Genomic DNA, 2966 nt, shown 5'->3' with positions numbered 1-2966 from the left:
TTGGTGTGGGGTAAAATCGAAACGAATAGGCTTTTTCCATATCCCGCATTCTAGCATATATCGTGTAAATGTGCTAAGATTTAACAGCAAAGCCGCCGTAAAACGGCGGGGTTTCAGACCCAAAATTTTCGATGAGATCGATATGAACTAAGCTAATCCGCTTCGCTGAGATTAGCGTTTCCAAAACTAATCTCGCAGATTTTGCGCTTTTGACGCTTCCTTTGGCAGACTTACCGTTTGAGCCTAAATCCTGTTATAATAGGGTAAATAAAAACAATGAGATAAAATGCCCAAGAAAGCTTACTTAGCCGAACATCTAAGTTCAGAGGAACTGAAAGATAGATACAGAAGAAGTCAAGACTCAGTAGAAACAAGAAGATGGCACTTATTGTGGAAAATATCGTTAGGATGGACAATCAAAAATGCTGCAGTAGCTGTAGGATTAGATTATCAATATAGTTTTAGAATTCTCAAAAGATATAATGAATTAGGGGAAGAAGGAGTTAAAAATCTCAAGAAAAAAAGTGGGGAACATCGGAGAGGAAAAGAACCTTTATTGAAGGAAGAACAATTGCAAAAATTAAAAGAAGAACTGAAAAAACGTCCTGCCGATGGAGGAATCTGGACAGGTCCGAAGGTGGCTAGATGGATAGAAAAGGAAACGGGACGAGAAAAAGTTTGGAATCAAAGGGGATGGGATTACTTAAAAAAAGTGCAGATATTCTTGTCAAAAACCGAGACCAAAACATAAAAAGGGAGACCCAGTTAAACCAGAAAAATTTAAGCAGAATTTACCAGTAAAAGTCCAATAATTAAGCGATAAATTTCCCAATTCTCAGATAGAAGTCAAAAACTTTAGGTTGCCGAGGGAATCATGCTCGATTTTCTACTTTGCTTATTCGCCAGAATTACAGCCAGCCGAGAGATTATGGTCTCTAGTAGATGAACCCCTGGTTAATGAGCATTTTGAAACGATTGAAGCAATGGAAGAAACAATGACTAATGAAATTAAAAACTTGACTAACTATCATTGGCTAACTTAGGATTGATTGTTATCTGCTTTTTAAAACAGGATTTAGGATGATAAGCTGTACTGCATTTAAACTGCGTATGTATTGGGAATTTTAGTATCAATGCTCAAACTGCCTCTCCCTGATCCCTGTTAATTAACGAGTAATTTAGGTAGGGTTTGCTGAATAATGGTAAAAACCTTACAGGAAAGGGCTTTTAGCTTGATTGAGAGCTTCCCAAATGCACTTAAATCTGCTAGAATCTCTTAAAACCCTTGCATCACCCTTGCATCTTCTCTAATTAGTGCTAATGTACCGTAAAAGCGAGTTACCCTCAACCCCACCAGAAAACTTCGAGCTGCCCTTTGAGGGGAAATTATCCCAAGATAATCGTTGGGTAATTATGGCCAACCTCATTCCCTGGTCAGAATTTGAAGCGGAATACGCATCACTTTTTTCAGAAGAAATGGGCGCACCCGCCAAAACATTTAGGACAGCACTAGGAGCATTAATTATTAAAGAAAAATTAGGAACAAGCGATAGAGAAACGGTAGAACAAATCAAGGAAAATCCTTATTTACAATACTTCTTGGGGTTTTCAGCCTACAGCAATGAACCCCAGTTTGAAGCGTCAATGTTGGTTCACTTTCGAGAAAGAATCACTCTGGAACTAATTAATAAAGTGAATCGCTTTATGGTCAAAAATTCGAGAGAAATAAAAGAAGAAGAAAACACCGAAAAAAAGTTAGAGAGCGAAACCCAAAGTCAACCAGAAAATCGAGGTAAATTAATTTTAGATGCCAGTTGTGCGCCCGCAGATATTAGTTATCCTACGGATTTAAACCTGTTAAATCAAGGAAGAAAACAAACCGAAAAAATTATTGATATTCTCTAGGAAACTATAAAAGGAAAACTTGTTCAAAAACCGAGAACCTATCGTCTCCTGGCCAGAAAAAGTTATTTAGAAGTAGCAAAAAAAAGAAAACCTACCGTCAAACAAAGACGAAAAGCTCTAAAAAGACAACTGCAATATCTGAAAAGAAATCTCGACCATATTGAACAACTTTTAGCAGAAGGAGCCTCTCTACAAAGCTTGAAAAAAAGAGACTATAAACTGTTATTAGTAGTCACAGAAGTTGATCGCCAACAACTCTGGATGTACCAAAATAACAAACAGAGTATTGAAGACAGAATTGTCAGCTTAACTCAACCCCACATCCGTCCGATAGTCAGAGGAAAAGCTGGAAAACCCGGAGAATTTGGGGCCAAATTCTCAGCAAGCTGTATAGATGGTTACATATTTTTAGACCGGATTAGTTGGGATAACTTTAATGAATCGGGAGATTTAAAAGCACAAATAGAAGCTTATTATGACTATACAGGATACTATCCAGAATCAGTTCATGTGGACAAAATTTATCGAACCAGAGAAAACCGAGCTTGGTGTAAAGAAAGGGGAATCAGAATCAGTGGTCCCCCATTAGGAAGACCAGCCAAAAATGTTAGTAAAGAACAAAAGAAACAAGCTGCTGATGATGAGAGGATTCGGAATTGTATAGAGGGCAAATTTGGACAAGGGAAAAGAAGATTTAGCTTAGGTAAAGTGATGGCTAAACTTCCTCATACTTCCTTTTCAGCGATTGCTATTACTTTTTTAGTCATGAATCTTTCTAACCTGTTGAGGCAGGTTTTTTGGGCTTTTTTATGTCTGAAATGGAAAAACAGCACTTTTTCTCGGTCAATGATTAGGATAAGTTATAATTTAAAAATTAATCAACAACTAAAGCTTATGCTTGTAGCTAAGTGAAATCATTGATTAAGAGACCTGTACTTTTCAATGACTTTTTCAGCAAACCCTAATTAGAGAAGATGCAAGGGTGATGCAAGGGTTTTAAGAGATTCTAGCAGATTTAAGTGCATTTGGGAAGCTCTCAATCAAGCTAAAAGCCCTTTCCT

1 protein-coding gene and 1 pseudogene are annotated in these 2966 nt (G+C 37.3%); both read left to right on the top strand.

Annotated features, from left to right (window positions below):
• Positions 1-286 precede the first annotated feature (286 nt).
• Complete coding sequence (locus PX636_RS11565) at positions 287-751, top strand: helix-turn-helix domain-containing protein (protein ID WP_002799684.1); 465 nt, start codon at positions 287-289, stop codon at positions 749-751.
• 569 nt (positions 752-1320) lie between these two features.
• A pseudogene (locus tag PX636_RS11560) lies at positions 1321-2817 on the top strand (IS5-like element ISMae6 family transposase).
• Positions 2818-2966 lie beyond the last annotated feature (149 nt).

The sequence above is a fragment of the Microcystis sp. M53598_WE2 genome, assembly GCF_030067735.1.
In the GTDB taxonomy this organism is placed as follows: Bacteria; Cyanobacteriota; Cyanobacteriia; order Cyanobacteriales; family Microcystaceae; genus Microcystis; species Microcystis aeruginosa.
The sequence above is the reverse complement of the archived record's forward strand: the minus strand, read 5'-3'. Positions and strand labels throughout refer to the sequence as shown.